Origin of the sequence: Sphingopyxis sp. LC363, from assembly GCF_000756385.1 — a bacterium.
Classification (GTDB): domain Bacteria; phylum Pseudomonadota; class Alphaproteobacteria; order Sphingomonadales; family Sphingomonadaceae; genus Sphingopyxis.
Genome location: NZ_JNFC01000011.1, coordinates 1 through 15,833 on the forward strand (window position 1 = coordinate 1; position 15,833 = coordinate 15,833).

Genomic DNA, 15,833 nt, shown 5'->3' on the forward strand with positions numbered 1-15,833 from the left:
GGGGTGCCGCGAGCCTCTCCGGAAACGGGCGGCTCGCGGCACCCCTCTCCCCAACCGCAAAAGGAGTATTTACGATGGCCCATATTCTTCGCATCGATGCCAGCGCCCGCAACGAAGGGTCGACCACCCGCTTGCTTGCCGACCAGCTCGTCAACCGCCTCGTCGAACAGAATTACGGCGCGACGCTGACCCGCCGCGATCTCAACGCCGCGCCGCCGGCGCCGCTGACCGAAGGCTGGGTCGGCGCCAATTTCACCGACGAGGCCGAGCGCAGCGACGAACAGAAGGCGCTGCTTGCCGGCTCGGACGAGCTGATCGCCGAACTCGAAGCCGCCGACACGATCGTCATCACCGCTCCCATCTATAATTTCGCGATCCCCGCGTCGCTCAAGGCCTGGGTCGACCTGATCGCCCGCGCGCGCCGCACCTTCCGCTATACCGAAGCCGGTCCCGAAGGGTTGCTGAAGGGCAAGCGCGCTTTCATCGTCTTCGCCTCGGGCGGCGTGCCGCTGGGCAGCGAGGTCGATTTCGCGAGCGGTTACCTCAAACACATCCTTGGTTTCGTCGGCATTACCGATGTCACCATCATCGCCGCCGACGGACATCTGATGGACGGCGACGCCCTCAATCGCGCAACCGCCGCGATCGGCGAGCTGAGCCAAGCGGCCTGAACCGATGCGCCGTCCGCCGAGTCTTTTCCTTTCGCACGGCTCGCCGATGATGGCGCTCGAGCCCAGCCCGGCGCGGGACTTCCTCGCCGGGTTGGGTGCCCATTTGCCGCGCCCGCGCGCGATCCTCGTCGTGTCGGCGCATCATGACGCGGCGTATCAGGGCGGGCGGGCCACGGTGGCCGCGTCGACCGCGCCGCCGACGATCCACGACTTCGGCGGCTTCCCCGACGAGCTGTTCGCGATGCGCTATCCCGCGCCGGGCGATCCGGCGCTGGCGGCACGGGTTGTCGAGTTGCTCGCGGGCCGCGGTCTTCACGTCACCGCCGATGCGGCCCGCGGCCTCGATCACGGCGCGTGGGTGCCGCTCTCACTCATCTATCCCGACGCCGACATTCCCGTCGTCCAGCTCTCGATCGCCTCGAATGCCACGCCCGAATGGCATTACGCGCTTGGCCAGGCGCTCGCGCCGCTGCGCGACGAAGGCGTACTGATCGTCGGGTCGGGCAGTATCACCCACAACCTGCGCGCGCTGTTTTCGGCGCGCCCGCCGATCGACGCCCCCGCGCCGGCATGGGTCACCGATTTTACCGACTGGGTTGCCGAACGGATGTCTGTGGGAGCCGTCGACGACGTGCTGAACAGCGTCGAGCGCGCACCGCACGGCGCAGACAATCACCCGACCCCCGACCATATATTGCCGCTCTTTGTCGCGATGGGCGCGGGCGGGACGCCATTAAAGGGCGAACGGCTGCATCGCAGCGTGACCTATGGCCTGCTCGCGATGGACGTTTACGCTTTCGACTAGGCAGCGGCGCGCCTATAGCGCGCCATGCTCCTTTCAGATCGTGTCCTTTTCCTCGACGGCGAGGCCCTCGTCATCGACAAGCCCGCAGGGCTTCCCGTCGACGCGCCGCGCGACGGCAGCCTCAGTCTCGAAAACCATCTCGATTCCTTGCGGTTCGGCTTCAAGCGCTGGCCGCTTCCCGTCCACCGGCTCGACCGCGACACGTCGGGCTGCCTGCTGCTCGCGCGCAATCCCAAAGCGCACGGCCGCTTCACCCGCGCCTTCGAAAGCCGCGAGGTCGAGAAGCAATATCTCGCGATCGTCGACGGCGTGCCCGACGGAGACAGCGGTACGATCGACCTGCCGCTCGCCAAGACCTCGACCGCCGAGACCGGCTGGCGCATGGTCAGCGACCCGAAAGGCAAGCCGTCGGTCTCGCACTGGGAGAAGCTCGCGGTGGTCGAGGGCCGCGCGCTGCTCCGCTTTCGTCCCGAAACCGGCCGCACGCACCAACTGCGTGTCCACGCGCTCGAAGGGCTTGGCTTTGCGCTCGTCGGCGATCCCGTTTACGGGCGCGGCGGCACGAAGACGCGCACGCTGCTCCATGCTGAAAGGCTGGTCGTAAAACGTGACGTCAAGCCATCGATAATTGCCGAGGCACCCTTCCCCGACGCGTTCGTTGCGCTGGGCTTCGCGGCGCCGGAGGGAGCGGAGCCGACGCGTGGCTGAGATTCCCGAAAGCGCGATCAGCGAGAAGTTTCTCGCGGGGTCGGGTCCGGGGGGCCAGAATGTCAACAAGGTCGCGACCGCGTGCCAGCTGCGCGTCGATGTGTTCGCGCTCGGCCTCGCGCCCGATGCCTATCGCCGGCTGAAGGCGCTCGCGGGGAGCAAGATGACTTCGGCGGGCGAACTCGTCATCCTCGCGCGGAGTTTCCGCACCCAGGAAGCGAACCGCGCCGATGCGCGCGCGCGGCTGAACGAGCTGGTCGACGCCGCGCTCGTGCGCCCCGAACGCCGCATCAAGACCAAGCCGAGCAAGGCCGCCAAGGCGAAGCGCGTCGATAGCAAGAAGGCGCGCAGCAGCATCAAGGCCGGACGCGGGCGGGTGCGCGGCATCGACTGACGCCCTGTTGACCAGCCTCTACCGCCTCGATGCGCCCGCGAGCACGATCGCCGCGACGTTCGGCGCCGAAGCCGGCGACGACCCGTGGACGGGCGATTATGTCGCGCCCGCACGCCCCGCGCCGGTAATCGTCAGCGACGGGCGCGGCGGATCGCGGCGCTGGCTGCGCCCGAAGCTGTGGGGCGTGCCGCCTCCACCGCAAGGCACGGAGCCCGTCACGCACGTCCGCAACCTGACCAGCCCGTTCTGGATCGGCACCTTGCGCCATGCCGAACTGCGCTGCCTGATCCCCGCGACCGCCTTTGCCTATTGGTCGGGAGCAGGCCGCGCGCGGCGGCAGCACTGGTTTTGGGTGCCGTCGCAGCCGATCTTCGCCTTTGCCGGCGTGGTGCGGCAGGGCGAGGACTGGCCGTGCTTCGCAATGCTGACGACCGACGCGAACCGGCTGATCGGACATCACCAGCCAAAGGCCATGCCGGTGATCTTGCACCGCGACGATCATGCGACCTGGCTCTGCGGCGAATGGCGCGCCGCGGTGGCGCTCGCCGTCCCCTTTCCCGGCCAGTCGATGGCGGTCGGAGACGCGCCGCCGGTATAGACGGATTTCACCATATCGCTTCACTTTGCGATAACCAGCGATGTCCTAAATTTGCCGCGACCAAGGATGACATGCAGGGACCGAATTCGTGTTGGGGAATCGTACCATCGAAGCCGTAAAGGCGCCCAAGGGTGGGCGCGGCGCCGAGCGCGCGCCCGTGACCGGGCGCGCGCGCTTCCGCGAACCGGGGCTCAACCCCTTCAACGTCGAATTGTTCGACCTGTCGTCGACCGGCTTTCGCATGGTGACGTCTTTCCGGCCGCAGATCGGCAAGCATATCTGGGTGAACCTGCCCGGGCTCCAGCCTCTGGAAGCCGTCGTCCGCCGCGCCGACGGCAATAATTACGGCTGCGAGTTCGTCCACCCGCTCCATGTGTCGGTCGCCCAGCATCTGCAGGCGAAACTGCGGCAAGTCTGACATATCCTCCCCATCGCTGCGCGACAGGGAGGAATACAGATCAGCCCTCGGGCTTTTCCGACTTCTTCAATATATGTTTCCACTCGGCGGGCGTCACGCGTCCGACCGACAGCCGCGACTGGCGGATGAGGTCCATGTCGGCGAGCTTCGGATCGGCTTTGATCGCCGCGAGCGTCACCGGGTGCGCGAGCGCGCGCACCGGCGCGACGCGCACCACGACCCAGGGCGATCCCTTGTCGGCGGTCGGGTCGGAGAAGCTTTCCTCGGTGATCTCCATGATCCCGACGCATTCCTTGCCGATATTGCTGTGATAGAAGAGCGCCTCGTCGCCCTTTTTCATCGCCATCATGTTGAGCTTCGCGGTATGGTTGCGCACGCCGTCCCAGATGCCCGTGCCGTCGTGCACGAGCTGGTCCCACGCATAGGCGTCGGGTTCGGATTTCATCAGCCAATATTGCTTTGCCATGGCGGCGGGCTTAGCCGAGCCGCGCGGCGGACGGAACCGCCTTTTTCCCTTTAACCGTCGCCACGCAGCGCCTAAATCGCGACTCATGACGCGCCTGTGGCGCCGCCCCTTATCAGATGGACTTACCCCGCATGACCGCTGCCGTTCCCGTCATTTCCATGTCGCTTCCCGCCGACCAGTTCGCGAAGGATTTCGGGGCCTCGTTCGAACGCTTCGGCTTTGCGATGATCACCGATCACGGCATCGATCCCGACCTGATCGACGAAGCCTGGGCGAAGGCGAAGGAATTTTTCGCGCTGCCCGAAGAGATGAAGCGCGCCTATCATATCGCGGGCGGCGGCGGCGCGCGCGGCTATACGCCGTTCGGCACCGAAATCGCCAAGGGCGCGAAGGAAGTCGACCTCAAGGAATTCTGGCACGTCGGCCGCGACCTGCCCGCGGGCCACCGGCTCGCCGCGCAGCAGCCGAACAATGTCTGGCCAAAGGAAGTCGACGGCTTCCGCGCCGCCTATGACAGGCTGTTCGCCGAATTCGACCGCGTCGGCGGGCGCCTGCTGTCGGGAATCGCGCGCTACCTCGGCCTCGCGCCCGATTTCTTCGACGATACGGTGAAGGACGGCAACAGCGTGATGCGCCTGCTCCATTATCCGCCGGTCGAAGCGCCCGCGAAGGGCATCCGCGCCGAAGCGCATGAGGATATCAACACGATCACGCTGTTGCTCGGCGCCGAGGAAGCGGGGCTCGAAATCCTCGACAAGGACGGCAGCTGGCTTCCCGTCAGCCCGCCGCCGGGCGCGATGGCGGTCAACGTCGGCGACATGCTCCAGCGGCTCACCAACAACCGCCTGCCGTCGACGACGCACCGCGTCCGCAACCCCGATGCGGGCCGCGCGAGCGTCGCCCGCTATTCGATGCCCTTCTTCCTCCACTTCCGCTCGGACTATCCGATCGAAACGCTCGAAAGCTGCATCGACGCATCGCACCCGAACCTCTATCCGACGCCGATTACAGCGGACGAGTATCTGCAGGAACGGCTGCGCGAGATCGGACTGAAGAAGTGATGCGCACCGCCGTCGCGCTGTTCGCGCTGGTGACGAGCCTCGCTTCGCCCTCCGCGGCCCAGGCAGCGCCGAAATCGCCTAGCCTGCCGTGGAGCGCGCCCGCGACGACCGAGGTCGTAACCGAGGAGCGCCGGTTCACTAACGGCGATCGCGAGCTGGCGGGAACGCTCCACATACCGCGCAGCGGCAAGCCCGTCGCGGCGGTGGTCGTGACGCACAGCGCCTCGTCGCCGCTCGGTTCGGCGTCGCTCTACGATCATCTCAAGACGATCCTGCCCGCGCTGGGCATCGCGGTCTTCACCTATGACCGGCGCGGATCGGGCCGGTCGGGCACGAAAGATGCGGGAGGTGACTTCGCGCTCCTCGCTGACGATGCGATCGCCGCCGTGCGGAGCCTGAAGAGCGATCCGCGCATCGATCCGCGGCGCATCGGCACCTGGGGGCTGAGCCAGGGCGGCTGGATTTCGCCGCTCGCCGCGTCGCGGAGCTCCAACATCGCCTTTGTTGTCGCGGTGTCGGCGCCGGTCGTCACCGCCGACGTCCAGATGATCTTTTCCTCGACGAACCATTTGAAGGCCAATGGCTATTCAGCGGCCGATATCGAGCAGATGGTCGCGGCGCGAAAGGCGGTCGACGATTATATGCGCGGCACCGTGAGCCGCGCCGAAGCGCAGGCGAAGCTCGACGGGATCAAGACCAAGCCGTGGTTCAAATATCTCTATATGGGCGAAACCTTCCGCGACCGCGACGTATCGGGTTGGCGCAAGGAGATCGAAAATGATCCGCTGGTCAATCTGAAGGCGGTCACCGTGCCGACCCTCATCCTCTTTGGCGCCGACGATGCGGTCGTCCCGGTCGCCGATTCGGCCGAGCGGCTGAGGGCCGTCGCGCCGCAAATGCCCAATATGGAGGTGCATGTGATTGCCGGCGCCGACCATGGGATGCAGATGTCGCAAGATCTCAAGACATCGCTCGACCCCAAGTACGACGGCACCGAACGTCCCGATTCGCCCGAATATTTCGCGCTGCTGGCGAGTTGGCTGGCGGCACGGGGCTTCACCGGCGACTGAGGTTTCCTCCTATCGCCCCGCCCAATAATCGAACACCGCCTGCTGCTGCTCGCGGATGAAGCGCGCTGCGGCGGCGCCCTCCCACGGCCCGTCGTAGCCGAGGAGCAGCGCGGTGCCGCCGACCCACCAGCCCTGCCCCGGCAAGCGGTCCGATTCGCGCACCACAAGCACCGCAAGGTCGGGTTCGCCGTCGGCCGCGCTCAGCCGGTCGACCTCTTCGAGCGTCCGGCACACCGCGCGCATCTTGGGCCGCGTGAAACGAAAGCCGAGGTCGCCGAGCAGTTCGGAGTAGCTGACGCTGCGCCCCGCGCGCGCCGCTTCGATCAGGATCGCGCGGATGCGCGGCGCGTCGCCGAGCGCCGACACATCCGCCGGGCGTTCATCGCCGCCTAAACCTTGGTCTTTGGCGGCCATGGAATAAAGCCCGACGTACGTTTCACATAGTCGGCATAAGCGGGCCGCGTCTTGTGCAGCCCCTTTTCGAGCAAGGCCTTGCCCGACCATCTGGTAAGAGTGAAGGTCAGGAAGACCGGCCCGATGAGGCTCGCGAGCGCGGGTCCCCAGCCGAGATCGAGCACGACGAGCCAGATGCCCCACCAGGTCAGCGCGTCGCCGAAATAATTGGGATGGCGCGTATAGCGCCACAGGCCCGTGTCGAGCACCTTGCCCTTGTTCGCGGGATCCTTGCGGAAGGCGTCGAGCTGCGCGTCGCCGATGCTTTCGAATGCGACGCCGGCGAGCGCCGCAGCGGCGCCGAGCCATCCGACGATCCCAACGTTCTGCGGGGTGCCCGCGCTCGCCCAGATGCCGATCTGCGCGGGCAGGCAGGTGAGGAACAGCAACGGTGCCTGCGTCAGGAAAACGGTGAGCAGCGCGGTCTTCGCCCAGCTCCACTTGCGCTTCTCGATCCTGTTCGCGAGCATTTTCCGGTAGCGCGGGTCTTCGCCGTCGCGCGCCCAGCGGATTATGAGGTGGATCGCAAGCCGCAGCCCCCAAAGCGTCGTGAGGCCGAGAAGCAGCTTCGCATGCGGCGCGTCGAAACCCGCCTGCCACGCGGTGCCCCACGCGAGAAGCACCATTCCGAACGCCCAGAAGGCATCGATGAACGAGACGTCGCGAATCAGCGTCGCCACGCCCCACAACAGCAGGATCACGCCAAGCAATCCCGCGAAATTGACGCCGAGCAGCGAAAGGGCGTCACTCATGCACGCATGTCCGGTTCCTCATCGGCGCCGACTATATCATCGATCGACCGGACCGCACGCTCGGGAAATCGGGGAACGCAATTTTTATAGCTTTCCAGCACCTTCACCATGTCGGCGCGAAAATCGCCGCTCGGCCAGATCAGCGGGCCGATCCCACCGGTCCTGGTGCCATAATCCATCAACCCGACGACCATCGGCACCTTGGCCGCGAGCGCGATCTGGTAAAATCCGGTGCGCCATTTTTTGGCCTTGCCGCGCGTTCCCTCGGGCGCGACGGTGAGCATGAATTCGCTTCGGCGCGCAAATTCCCGCACCATCTGCTCCACGACATTGCTGCCGCCGCGGCGGTCGACCGGGACGCCGCCCATCTGGCGAATGAAGCCGCCAAGCGGCCAGCGGAACAGCGACAGCTTCGCCATGAAATGCGGGCGGATGTCGAGGTCGGCGGTCAGGCCGAGGAAATTGACGAAATCCCAATTGCTGGTGTGGGGCGCCGCGATCAGGATGAAGCGCCGCGGCCGGGGCACCACGCCCGCGGCTTTCCAGCCGCGCAGCCGGTACAGCAAAAGCAGCAGGCGGCGCACGGCGCGCGCCACCAGCCCCGGCGGGTCGTCTTCCATCAGTGTCACGCCTGCTCCCCTTCCCTCGGCACCGATTGCGCGAAAGCCGCGCGCCGCGCAAGAGGCGAGGAAGGGGCGCCGGATCAGCCGACGAACGCGCGCTCGATCACGAAGTCGCCGGGCGCGGCGTTCGAGCCTTCCTGGAAACCCAGCTCCTCGAAGCGCGCCTGCAGGTCGCGGATCATCGCCATGCTGCCGCACATCATGACGCGGTCGGTCGCGGGATCGAACTGCGTCGGGCCGGTCAGCGGATGACCGAAGAGCGAACCGTCGGCGATCAGCGCGTCGATGCGGCCGGTGGTGCGGAAGGGCTCGCGGGTCACCGTCGGCAGATAATGGAATTGCAGCAGCGCCTGATCCTGCACCAGCGGATCGCCGGCGAGCTGGCTTTCGAGCTCCTCGCGGAAGGCGAGGTCGCTGACCTGCCGCACGCAATGGACGATGACGATCTGGTTGAAGCGATCGTAGATGTCGGGATCGCGCGCGAGGCTGAGGAAGGGCGCGAGCCCGGTGCCGGTCGAGAGCATGAACAGCCGCCGGCCGGGGGTCAGCGCGTCGGCGACGAGCGTGCCGGTCGGCTTGCGCCCGAGATAGAAGGGGTCGCCCGGCTGGATCTTCTGCAGCCGCGAGGTCAGCGGGCCGTCGGGCACCTTGATCGACAGGAATTCGAGTTCGTCGGCGTAGGCGGGGCTGGCGATCGAATAGGCGCGCAGCAAGGGGCGCCCCTCGCCCGGTAGGCCGATCATCACGAACTCGCCCGATCGGAAGCGAAAGCTCGGCGGGCGGGTGATCGTGAAGCTGAACAGATGCTCGTTCCAGTGGCGCACCGAGCGCACCTCCTCGACGGTCAGCGAGGCGGAGGGGGCGAGCTTGGCGGCTTCGGCGATACGGTCACTCATCACTTTGAACTTTCCTGATGTGTCATGGTGCCGGCCGCGAGAGCCGGCATATCGAACCCTGCCGCGACCAACCGGTCGGCCGCGGCGCCCATCGCCTTTGCGATCGGGCCGACGCCGTCTCCCTCGGCCAGCAAGGCCAGCGTCGCGTGGGCATTTGCCACATCCCCAAGCGAAATATCGCGCCAGAGTCCAAGCAGAATTGCTTCATCCTCTGAAATCTGGAGGCACGGCATCGGGGCGAGGACGAGCGTTCCCACCGCGTCGCCGCCGAGCAGCGCCATCGCGACATGGAAATCGGGCAGCGCCCCCGCCGCATTCACGGCAACGAAACCCCGGTGCAGCTTCTGCGGCGGGCACTGACCGCGCCTGGCGGCCGAGACCCACCCCCGCATCGCCCAGAGCAGGAAGCGCCCGCTGTTGCAGAGATTTTCCACCGGCCGGTCGACGAAGGCGTACATCGATTCCCTTTCCAACGCGCATGGGTGCGGCGTCGGCGGGCTTATATGTTATTGCGAGTCATTTGCAATTCAGAAATAGCCGCCGTGACGATTTCAAGAACCGTTCGACGGGTTTCGACCGAACCTAGCCGTCGCCCCCGCGAAGGCGGGGGCCGCTAGCGGCCTTACTCAGCGGCATTGTGTAAAACGACAGCGGCCCCCGCCTTCGCGGGGGCGACGGTTGTGGAATGTCCGCTCCCCACCCCAAAACTGCCGATTGGGACTCAAGCAGCGCACGGCCGCCCTCTCCAACCGGCTTTCAGGCGGAATTACCTGATTTTGTCGCGGTTCGCGTAGAGCAGCGCGGCGATTACTGCGGCCGAGCCGATGCCGATGCCCGCCGCGGCGGCAGTTTTCCAGCCGGCGCGCTTGCCCCTTGCGGCTTCCCTGTCGGCCGCCTCGGCGGCGTCGGCCGCTTCCTTTTGCTGCTGCAGCTCGCGCGAGGCGCGCAGCACTTCATTTTCTTCTTCCTGTTCGGGCGGGGGAGGCGGCACTTGGTCGGTCATCGTCTCTGTCGTTCCTTATTGTCAGGCGAGTGCCTGTTCGACAGGCACATAATCGGTTCCGATCGCTTCGGCTACGGCCTCGAACGTCACCTTACCGTTCCAAACGTTCAAACCCTGCGCAAGATGCACGTCGCGTTTCAAAGCATCCTTCCAGCCGAGATCGGCGATGCGCAGCGCATGCGGCAGCGTGACGTTGTTGAGCGCATAGGTGCTGGTGCGCGCCACCGCGCCCGGCATGTTGGCCACGGCATAATGGACGATGCCGTCGACGACATAGGTTGGGTCGGCATGGGTGGTCGCGTGGCTCGTCTCGAAGCAGCCGCCCTGGTCGATCGCGACGTCGACAAGGACCGAGCCGGGGCGCATCGTGCCGAGCATCTCGCGCGTGACGAGCTTGGGCGCCTCGGCGCCGGGGATCAGCACCGCGCCGATGACAAGGTCCGCCTCGGCGACGCATTCGGCCAAGTTGGCGCGGTTCGAGAAGCGCGTCTTCGCCCGCGCCTCGAAGAAGGTGCCGACGCGTTCGAGCACTTCGGGATCGCGGTCGAGGATGGTGACGTCGGCGCCGAGCCCCGCCGCCATCTGCGCCGCGTTGAAGCCGACGACGCCGCCGCCGATCACGCAGATCTTGCCCGGTGCCACGCCCGGCACGCCGCCGAGCAGCACGCCGCGGCCGCCATGCGCCTTTTCGAGCGCGGTCGCGCCCGCCTGGATCGACATGCGGCCCGCGACCTGGCTCATCGGCTTGAGGAGCGGCAGGCCGCCGTGCGGGCTGGTGACGGTTTCATAGGCGATGCACACCGCGCCCGATTTCATAAGGTCGCGCGTCTGGTCGGGATCGGGGGCGAGGTGGAGATAGGTGTAGAGGATCTGGCCTTCGCGCAGCATCGCGCGTTCGACCGGCTGGGGTTCCTTGACCTTTACGACCATGTCGCACTGCGCGAAAATCTCTTCAGCGGTCGCGACGATCTCCGCCCCCGCCTCTTCGTAGAAACGGTCGTGCGCGCCGATGCCTTCGCCCGCGCCGGTCTGGACGAGCACGCGGTGGCCGTGGACGACGAGTTCGCGCGCGCTTTCGGGGGTCAGGCCGACGCGATATTCGTGATTCTTGATTTCCTTGGGGGTGCCGATGATCATGGTCGCTCTCCGAATTGGGATGTCATCGGCGATCGTCATGCGCCGCCGAAAACTTGTCGGCGCTTTTAGCAGAAAAGCTCCGCGAGGTGCTTGCATATGCCGGCCGGATTCGCGAGATGTGCGCACGGATTATGCGCGAATGGGCCTGAGGACGCACAATGATCGACAGGATCGATACAAAGCTGCTCGACTTGCTGCAACGCACCGGCCCGCGTCCGGCGGCCGAACTCGGCGACATCGTCGGGCTTTCGGCCTCGGCGTGCCACCGCCGCATCCGGGCGCTCGAGGCGGCGGGGATTATCACCGGCTATACCGCGAGGCTCGACCCCGAGCGCATCGGGCTGGGCCTCGACGTCTTCGTCGACATCAGCCTGACGTCGCAGAGCGAGGAGGCGCTGACCGCGTTCGAAAGCGCGGTCAAAAGCTTCGACGAGATACTGGAATGCCAGCTGCTTTCGGGCGCGTCGGATTACCGGCTGCGCGTCGCGGCGCGGAGCGTCGCCGATTTCGACCGGCTGCACCGCCATTGCCTGTCGCGGCTGCCCGGCGTTGCGGCGATGCACAGTGCCTTTGCACTGCGCACGATCAAGGCGTTTGAGGGCTATCCGGTGCCTGCGGCCGGTTAACACCGCCTTTACCACTTCTATCGCATATCCTGTTCACCAGTTTCGCGGGATGCGTTGCGAGCGGCAGACTCGCGCGTTTGGGATCGATCAGGAAGCCAAGATCATGGTGAAGGAAAATCCGATTCATAAGCAGCAGATCGATCCGATTTTGATGTCGGAACGTTTTCCCTTTTACGATCTCGACGGCCAGCTCGCCGCCTGCGGGGCCGAAATCCACACAATCATCGCCGGCCGCGAGGAAGCGGTCGCGCGCGCCTATTGGGACGCGTTCAACAAGCTTCCCAGCGTCGACCGCAAGGTCGAGGGCGAGCTTTACGACAGCTATGTCCGCGGCAGCGCGCGCCACACGGCGGTCAAATATGCCGACGCCGCGGGCCAGGAGGTCGCGACGATCGCGTGCCAGAACACGCATATGGCGCGTCGCGTGAAGCTGCCGCTCGCCTCGGTCATGTCGTGCATCGCCGAAAGCCAGCGCCTGACGATCGAATATGTCGTCGAGGCGTGCATCGGCGATGCCGAGCGGCTGGCGCGGCTGACGAGCGCGATCAACCGGCTCGCGCTGCTCGAATTCGACATCATGCAGCGTTACGCGGCGAAGCTGGACCGCGCGGTGTTTTCGAGCGAGCGGCAAACGCTCGCGGGCGATTTCGACCGTTCGATCGCCTCGCTGGTGCAGGACACAGACGGCGTGCGCGAACAGCTCGCGCGGCAGGCGGCCTCGGCCGATCAAGCGGCAAAGGGCATGATCGCCAAGACGAGCGAAGTCGCCGCCGCGTCCGAACAATCGGCGATGGCGATGCGCGAGGCCGCGTCGACCGCCGCGGGGCTGATCCGCGCGATCGAGGATGCCCGCAGCGAAGTCGAAGCGTCGGCGAGCGTCGCGACGCGCGCGTCCGAACAGGCGGGCGAAGCCGTCGCCATGTCCGAAACGCTGTCGCACCACGCCGAGTCGATCGAATCGATCCTCGGCCTGATCCGCGAGATCGCGGGGCAGACCAATCTTCTCGCGCTCAACGCCACGATCGAGGCGGCGCGCGCGGGCGAATCGGGCCGCGGCTTTGCCGTCGTCGCGCAGGAAGTGAAAAGCCTTGCCAACGAAACCGCGCGCGCGACCGACGATATCGCGGGCAAGATCACCGCGATCCAGCAGGCGACGCGGGGATCGGTGAGCGCGAACCAGTCGATCCAGCAGACGATCGTCGAGGTGCAGACCTCGGCGCAGCGCATCCGCGACGCGATGGACGCGCAGGCGCAGACGGTCACCTCGATCACCGCCGCCGTCGACGAGACCGCGCTCGCCGCCGACAGCATGTCGTCGACGATCGCGAGCATCCGCAACGATTCGGGCATGGTCGCGAACGAGATCAGCGTGCTGAGCCAGGAATTCGCCAAGATGGGCGGGCGCCTCCAGCAGCTGGAACAGGCCGCGAGCGAATTCAGCCGCCGGGTGGCGTAAACATGCCTTCCCCCATTCACCGTCATCCCGGCGAAGGCCGGGATCTCGCCCTTGGAGCCTGACGCACCGACGAGATCCCGGCCTTCGCCGGGATGACGGCGGTTGATGGGCCGCGGTAACTTGGCAAGCCCCGCGCCGCTGCCTAAGGCACGGGCATGAGCACGCATATCCTGATCACCGGCGCGAGCCGCGGTATCGGTGCCGCGATCGCGGAGGCACTGACCGGCGACGCGACCAAAGTCGTCGCGCTGTCGAGCGCCGATGGCGACCTTTCCGATCCCGCGACCCCCGACCGGCTGTGGCAGACGAGCCTCGACAAGCTCGACGGCCACATCGATGTGCTCGTCAACAACGCCGGCGTGTTCGAGCGCAATCCGCTGGGCGACGCCAATGCCGACTGGCTCGCGAACTGGAACCGCACGATGCAGGTCAATCTGACCGCTAGCGCGCAATTGTGCCGCCATGCGGTGCTGCATTGGCACGAACGCGGCGCTCCCGGCCGCATCGTCAATATCGCGAGCCGCGCCGCCTATCGCGGCGACAGCCCTGCGCACTGGCATTATGCGGCGTCGAAATCGGGCATGGTCGCGATGACCAAGACGATCGCGCGCGCCTATGCAAAGGACGGCATCCTCGCCTTTGCGATCTGTCCCGGCTTCACGATGACGGGCATGGCCGACGACTATCTCGCGAGCCGTGGCGGCGACAAATTGCTCGCCGACATTCCGCTGGGGCGCGTCGCGATGCCCGACGAAGTGGGCGAGATGGCGCGCTGGTGCGCGCTCGATGCGCCCGCGTCGATGACCGGCGCGGTGCTCGACGTCAATGGCGCGAGCTATGTGCGCTAGATGAGCTGGACCGTCTCCCTTCCCTGCACGCGCGACGAGGCCGAAGCGCTGTCGGGCGAAATTCCCGAACTCGACGCGATGCCCGAGGCACCCGTCATCGTGACGCGCGAGATCGATGAGGATGCGGGGTTGTGGCAGCTCGACGCCTATATGGACGCCAAGCCGGGCGCGGCGCTGTTGAAGCTGTTGCAGTCGTTCGTGCCAAGCGCGAAGAGTCAGCAGCCGGTCGTCGCGGAACTTCCCGAAGAGGATTGGGTGACCCTGTCGCAGCAGGGGCTCGAGCCCGTGCGGGCGGGACGCTTTTTCGTCCATACGAGCAGCTGCGCCGACCGTGTGCCGCCGGGGACGACGCCGTTCCTGATCGACGCGAGCCAGGCGTTCGGCACCGGCGGACACGATACGACCGCGGGCTGTCTGGCCATGCTCGACCGGCTGGCGCGACAAGGCGCGAGCCCGCGCAACATCGCCGACATCGGCACCGGGACCGGATTGCTGGCCTTTGCGGCGATGGCATTATGGCGGCGTGCGAAGGTCATAGCGTCGGACATCGACCCCGCGAGCATCTTTGTGACGCGCGACAATGCGGGGATCAACGGCGTGTCCTTGGGCCGCGGCGGCGGCCGGCTGGCGCTCGCGGTCGCGCCGGGCACCGACCATCCCGCGATCCGCCACCGCGCGCCCTATGACCTCGTCATCGCCAATATCCTCGCGGGGCCGCTGATCACCCTCGCCCCCGATATCGCCGCCGCGACCGCGCCGGGCGGCCATGCGATCCTTGCGGGGCTGATCGCGCGCCAGATGGATCCCGTGCTCGCCGCCTATCGCGCGCAGGGCTTTCGCCTCGCTGCGCGCGGGGGCAGCGCCGAATGGCCGTGCCTGCTGCTCGTCAAACGCCGCCGCTATGGCTGGCGGCGCAGGGAACGCGCACTGCACCGCGCGAGCCCGTCGGATGCCAGTTTCGGGAGCTGGTAGCCAAATGGTTGAATTTTACCGGTGATTTGCTAGCTTTTTGCATGTCATCGGGAGAATCGGCCATGAGCCTGTTTGCCGCCCTCGCCCTGCTCGCCGCCGCACCCGCCGCCGGGGAAGACCCCGATTCGATCATCGTGACCGGGACCCCCGAAGCCAAGCGCGAAGAGCGAAAACGTGCCGCCGAATTTGTCCGCCGCACAGGCGTCGCCACGCTAAACCCCGTCGCGCGCTGGATCGCACCCGTCTGTCCCCGCACGATCGGCGTCGATGCCAAGGTCGCGGGAATCGTCGACGACCGGATCCGCGATGTCGCGGAAGCAGCGGGAGCGCCCATCGCGCCAAAGCCCTGCACCCCGAATATTGCGGTGATCTTCACCGACGACGGCGACGGCCTGACCCGTGCGATCTTCGACAAATCGCCGCGACAGGTCGCTGCCCTGTCGCCGACCGAACGCGAACGGCTGGTGCACGGCGACGGGCCGATCCGCTGGTGGTATGGCACGCGCGAGGAAAGCCGCGACGGCATGCCGACGAACAGCGGCGTGCTCAAGCAATATAACAGCAGCATCGTGAGCACGCAGGTGGTGCGCGCGTTGCGCTCGGCGACGGTGATCGTCGATGCTGAGCGGGCGGACGGTACGTTGCTCGATTCGGTCGCGTCCTATACGGCGATGGTCGCGCTCGCCGAGCTCAACGGCGATCCGCCGCCGCCCAGCGATTCGATCATGGGACTGTTCGGCGACGAGCCGGAACATCGCGATCTGTCGGGCAAAGACATGGCGCTGCTACGCGGCATATACAGCCTGCCGCCCGACCGAGAAGCCTACCAACACCGAAACCGGCTGGTGGGGGCCGTCCGCCGGGGTGAGGATTGAG

General features: G+C 66.6%; 21 protein-coding genes. 13 read left to right on the forward strand and 8 right to left on the reverse strand.

Annotation, left to right across the window (positions count from 1 at the left end; translation table 11 throughout):
- The first annotated feature begins 74 nt into the window (after positions 1-74).
- From FG95_RS05105 to FG95_RS05130, 6 genes are all read left to right on the forward strand, one after another.
- Positions 75-671: an FMN-dependent NADH-azoreductase gene (locus FG95_RS05105; RefSeq protein WP_037554401.1), complete on the forward strand. Its 597-nt coding sequence runs from the start codon at positions 75-77 to the stop codon at positions 669-671.
- A gap of 4 nt (positions 672-675) precedes the next feature.
- On the forward strand, positions 676-1,476 hold the full coding sequence (locus FG95_RS05110) for a DODA-type extradiol aromatic ring-opening family dioxygenase (protein WP_037554402.1): 801 nt from the start codon (positions 676-678) through the stop codon (positions 1,474-1,476).
- Between the two features lie 24 nt (positions 1,477-1,500).
- A complete protein-coding gene (locus tag FG95_RS05115; RefSeq protein WP_037554409.1) occupies positions 1,501-2,184 on the forward strand; it encodes an RluA family pseudouridine synthase in 684 nt (227 codons plus the stop codon).
- Positions 2,177-2,578, forward strand: coding sequence for an alternative ribosome rescue aminoacyl-tRNA hydrolase ArfB (gene arfB / locus FG95_RS05120; protein ID WP_037554410.1), 402 nt, complete (start codon positions 2,177-2,179; stop codon positions 2,576-2,578). Before FG95_RS05115 ends, arfB begins: the two co-directional genes overlap by 8 nt.
- A gap of 7 nt (positions 2,579-2,585) precedes the next feature.
- Positions 2,586-3,176, forward strand: a complete 591-nt coding sequence (locus tag FG95_RS05125; RefSeq protein WP_037554411.1) for an SOS response-associated peptidase family protein — start codon at positions 2,586-2,588, stop codon at positions 3,174-3,176.
- 88 nt (positions 3,177-3,264) lie between these two features.
- Positions 3,265-3,594, forward strand: a complete 330-nt coding sequence (locus tag FG95_RS05130) for a PilZ domain-containing protein (protein WP_081933022.1) — start codon at positions 3,265-3,267, stop codon at positions 3,592-3,594.
- A gap of 40 nt (positions 3,595-3,634) precedes the next feature.
- Here FG95_RS05130 and FG95_RS05135 read toward each other — a convergent pair whose 3' ends face one another.
- On the reverse strand, positions 3,635-4,060 hold the full coding sequence (locus FG95_RS05135) for an EVE domain-containing protein (protein WP_037554412.1): 426 nt from the start codon (positions 4,058-4,060) through the stop codon (positions 3,635-3,637).
- 131 nt (positions 4,061-4,191) lie between these two features.
- On the opposite strand from FG95_RS05135, the gene FG95_RS05140 reads away from it, so the two are divergent.
- Together FG95_RS05140 and FG95_RS05145 are read left to right on the forward strand one after the other, a co-directional pair.
- Entirely contained in the window at positions 4,192-5,121 is a 930-nt protein-coding gene (locus FG95_RS05140; protein WP_037554413.1) for an isopenicillin N synthase family dioxygenase, read from the forward strand.
- Positions 5,121-6,191, forward strand: a complete 1,071-nt coding sequence (locus FG95_RS05145) for an alpha/beta hydrolase family protein (protein WP_037554415.1) — start codon at positions 5,121-5,123, stop codon at positions 6,189-6,191. The genes FG95_RS05140 and FG95_RS05145 overlap by 1 nt, the downstream gene beginning before the upstream one ends.
- Positions 6,192-6,200: 9 nt before the next feature.
- Here the strand turns inward: FG95_RS05145 and FG95_RS05150 are convergent, their stop codons facing one another.
- The 7 genes from FG95_RS05150 to ald form a co-directional block, all read right to left on the reverse strand.
- Positions 6,201-6,605, reverse strand: coding sequence for a hypothetical protein (locus tag FG95_RS05150; protein ID WP_037554419.1), 405 nt, complete (start codon positions 6,603-6,605; stop codon positions 6,201-6,203).
- Entirely contained in the window at positions 6,581-7,396 is an 816-nt protein-coding gene (locus tag FG95_RS05155; RefSeq protein WP_037554421.1) for a DUF1295 domain-containing protein, read from the reverse strand. Before FG95_RS05155 ends, FG95_RS05150 begins: the two co-directional genes overlap by 25 nt.
- Positions 7,393-8,016: a lysophospholipid acyltransferase family protein gene (locus tag FG95_RS05160; RefSeq protein WP_037554423.1), complete on the reverse strand. Its 624-nt coding sequence runs from the start codon at positions 8,014-8,016 to the stop codon at positions 7,393-7,395. The genes FG95_RS05155 and FG95_RS05160 overlap by 4 nt, the downstream gene beginning before the upstream one ends.
- Positions 8,017-8,099: 83 nt before the next feature.
- Positions 8,100-8,915, reverse strand: a complete 816-nt coding sequence (locus FG95_RS05165) for a ferredoxin--NADP reductase (protein ID WP_037554424.1) — start codon at positions 8,913-8,915, stop codon at positions 8,100-8,102.
- Positions 8,915-9,373 (reverse strand): hypothetical protein, encoded by a 459-nt coding sequence (locus FG95_RS19800; protein ID WP_052182118.1) that lies wholly within the window; start codon positions 9,371-9,373, stop codon positions 8,915-8,917. The genes FG95_RS05165 and FG95_RS19800 overlap by 1 nt, the downstream gene beginning before the upstream one ends.
- 308 nt (positions 9,374-9,681) lie before the next feature.
- Positions 9,682-9,918 (reverse strand): hypothetical protein, encoded by a 237-nt coding sequence (locus FG95_RS05175; protein ID WP_037554426.1) that lies wholly within the window; start codon positions 9,916-9,918, stop codon positions 9,682-9,684.
- A 21-nt stretch (positions 9,919-9,939) separates the two neighbouring features.
- A complete protein-coding gene (ald, locus tag FG95_RS05180; protein WP_037554427.1) occupies positions 9,940-11,055 on the reverse strand; it encodes an alanine dehydrogenase in 1,116 nt (371 codons plus the stop codon).
- 158 nt (positions 11,056-11,213) lie between these two features.
- On the opposite strand from ald, the gene FG95_RS05185 reads away from it, so the two are divergent.
- From FG95_RS05185 to FG95_RS05205, 5 genes are all read left to right on the forward strand, one after another.
- Positions 11,214-11,681, forward strand: a complete 468-nt coding sequence (locus FG95_RS05185) for an Lrp/AsnC family transcriptional regulator (protein ID WP_200880151.1) — start codon at positions 11,214-11,216, stop codon at positions 11,679-11,681.
- Between the two features lie 103 nt (positions 11,682-11,784).
- Positions 11,785-13,137 (forward strand): methyl-accepting chemotaxis protein, encoded by a 1,353-nt coding sequence (locus FG95_RS05190; RefSeq protein WP_037554521.1) that lies wholly within the window; start codon positions 11,785-11,787, stop codon positions 13,135-13,137.
- Between the two features lie 155 nt (positions 13,138-13,292).
- A complete protein-coding gene (locus FG95_RS05195; protein ID WP_037554428.1) occupies positions 13,293-13,985 on the forward strand; it encodes an SDR family NAD(P)-dependent oxidoreductase in 693 nt (230 codons plus the stop codon).
- Positions 13,986-14,957 (forward strand): 50S ribosomal protein L11 methyltransferase, encoded by a 972-nt coding sequence (locus FG95_RS05200; protein ID WP_037554430.1) that lies wholly within the window; start codon positions 13,986-13,988, stop codon positions 14,955-14,957.
- Positions 14,958-15,019: 62 nt separating this feature from the next.
- Positions 15,020-15,832 (forward strand): hypothetical protein, encoded by an 813-nt coding sequence (locus FG95_RS05205; RefSeq protein ID WP_037554431.1) that lies wholly within the window; start codon positions 15,020-15,022, stop codon positions 15,830-15,832.
- Position 15,833: the final 1 nt, after the last annotated feature.

Coding starts and splice junctions, on each gene's coding strand:
- FG95_RS05195 (WP_037554428.1), top strand. CDS start 13,293: ATGAGCACGCATATCCTGATCACCGGCGCGAGCCGCGGTATCGGTGCC.
- FG95_RS05140 (WP_037554413.1), top strand. CDS start 4,192: ATGACCGCTGCCGTTCCCGTCATTTCCATGTCGCTTCCCGCCGACCAG.
- FG95_RS05160 (WP_037554423.1), bottom strand. CDS start 8,016: ATGGAAGACGACCCGCCGGGGCTGGTGGCGCGCGCCGTGCGCCGCCTG.
- FG95_RS05150 (WP_037554419.1), bottom strand. CDS start 6,605: ATGGCCGCCAAAGACCAAGGTTTAGGCGGCGATGAACGCCCGGCGGAT.
- FG95_RS05185 (WP_200880151.1), top strand. CDS start 11,214: ATGATCGACAGGATCGATACAAAGCTGCTCGACTTGCTGCAACGCACC.
- FG95_RS05105 (WP_037554401.1), top strand. CDS start 75: ATGGCCCATATTCTTCGCATCGATGCCAGCGCCCGCAACGAAGGGTCG.
- FG95_RS05190 (WP_037554521.1), top strand. CDS start 11,785: ATGGTGAAGGAAAATCCGATTCATAAGCAGCAGATCGATCCGATTTTG.
- FG95_RS05145 (WP_037554415.1), top strand. CDS start 5,121: ATGCGCACCGCCGTCGCGCTGTTCGCGCTGGTGACGAGCCTCGCTTCG.
- FG95_RS05165 (WP_037554424.1), bottom strand. CDS start 8,915: ATGAGTGACCGTATCGCCGAAGCCGCCAAGCTCGCCCCCTCCGCCTCG.
- FG95_RS05115 (WP_037554409.1), top strand. CDS start 1,501: ATGCTCCTTTCAGATCGTGTCCTTTTCCTCGACGGCGAGGCCCTCGTC.
- ald (WP_037554427.1), bottom strand. CDS start 11,055: ATGATCATCGGCACCCCCAAGGAAATCAAGAATCACGAATATCGCGTC.
- FG95_RS05200 (WP_037554430.1), top strand. CDS start 13,986: ATGAGCTGGACCGTCTCCCTTCCCTGCACGCGCGACGAGGCCGAAGCG.
- FG95_RS05175 (WP_037554426.1), bottom strand. CDS start 9,918: ATGACCGACCAAGTGCCGCCTCCCCCGCCCGAACAGGAAGAAGAAAAT.
- FG95_RS05135 (WP_037554412.1), bottom strand. CDS start 4,060: ATGGCAAAGCAATATTGGCTGATGAAATCCGAACCCGACGCCTATGCG.
- FG95_RS19800 (WP_052182118.1), bottom strand. CDS start 9,373: ATGTACGCCTTCGTCGACCGGCCGGTGGAAAATCTCTGCAACAGCGGG.
- FG95_RS05110 (WP_037554402.1), top strand. CDS start 676: ATGCGCCGTCCGCCGAGTCTTTTCCTTTCGCACGGCTCGCCGATGATG.
- FG95_RS05155 (WP_037554421.1), bottom strand. CDS start 7,396: ATGAGTGACGCCCTTTCGCTGCTCGGCGTCAATTTCGCGGGATTGCTT.
- FG95_RS05205 (WP_037554431.1), top strand. CDS start 15,020: ATGAGCCTGTTTGCCGCCCTCGCCCTGCTCGCCGCCGCACCCGCCGCC.